1 protein-coding gene is annotated in these 1,277 nt (G+C 67.1%); it reads left to right on the top strand.

Translation table 11 applies throughout. The features are described from left to right. Positions 1-270: 270 nt before the first annotated feature. Positions 271-1,277, top strand: a 1,007-nt coding sequence (locus tag FJ980_RS32355) for an FAD-binding oxidoreductase (protein WP_246676677.1), incomplete at its 3' end; no start/stop codon positions are given.

Genomic DNA, 1,277 nt, shown 5'->3' with positions numbered 1-1,277 from the left:
ACGGCTCGAAAGCCATCGTGCGCTCGACGCTCGAGGCGGACACTTTTGCCATTGGAGACGAGGTCGACGTGCTCTTCGCCGGCGGCGACGTGAAGCTGCTCGCCGATGACGACAAGGCCGACCTGACGCTTACCTGAAACCGCTCCACACTTTCCTGGAATCGCACGGAGAACGGATCACAAGATGCAAGCCCAGCGCAATGGCGACGTGTCGTTCTGGTATGCCGACATAGGTGGCCCGCCGGCCAGCCGCCCACCCTAGCCCGGCGACATGGAGGCCGATGTCTGCATCGTCGGCGCCGGCTATACCGGACTTTGGACGGCCTACTATCTGAAGAAGGCAGAGCCCGCGCTGCGCATCGCCATCGTCGAAAAGGAGTTCGCCGGCTTCGGTGCCTCGGGCCGCAATGGCGGATGGCTGTCCGGCGGCTTCAGCTGGTCGCGCGAGAAATATGCAAAAACCTCCTCGCGCGGGGCGGGGATCGACATGCAGCGCGCCATGTCCGGCACGGTCGACGAGGTGATCGAGATTGCCGCTGCCGAAGGGATCGACGCCGATATCCGCCGCGTCGACAACATCACCGTCGCCACAAACGCCGCGCAGCTTGAGCGCGCCAAAGCCGAGTACGAAGAGGCCCGGCACTGGGAAATGCCGCCGGAGCGGTTGGCCTTCCTCGGTGCGCAGGAAGCGCGCGAGCGCATCGCCATCGACAATGTATTGGGCGCCTTCGTCGTGCGCGACGTCGCGCGCGTGCAGCCGGCCAAGCTGGTGCAGGGTCTGGCGGCGGCGGTCGCGCGGCTCGGCGTCGCCATCTACGAACAGACGCAGGTGCTGGCGCTCGAGAAGGGCAAGGTCACCACCGACCGCGGCGTCGTGCGCGCCGAAAAGATCGTGCGCGCCACCGAGGGCTTCACCGCCGGCATTGCCGGCTACGAGCGTCTCTGGCTGCCGCTGAACAGCGCCATCGTGGTGACCGAGAAGCTGCCGCAGAAGCTCTGGGACGAAATCGGCTGGAGCGGCTACGAGGTGCTGGGCGATGCCGCGCATAGCAGTAGGTATGCGCAGCGCACGCGGGAAGGCCGGATCGCCATGGGCGGCCGGGGCGTGCCCTACCGCTTCGGATCGCGCACCGACACGCGCGGCAAGACACAACAGGCGACCATCGACCAGCTGCACGAGATCCTGACCAGGCTGCTGCCGCAGACCAAAGGCGTGCGGCTCGACCATGCCTGGTGCGGCACGCTCGGCGTGCCGCGCGCCTGGTGCACGACGTGCGG

The sequence above is a fragment of the Mesorhizobium sp. B1-1-5 genome (assembly GCF_006443065.1).
Taxonomy (GTDB): Bacteria; Pseudomonadota; Alphaproteobacteria; order Rhizobiales; family Rhizobiaceae; genus Mesorhizobium.
This window is presented reverse-complemented; position numbering and strand designations above follow the sequence as displayed.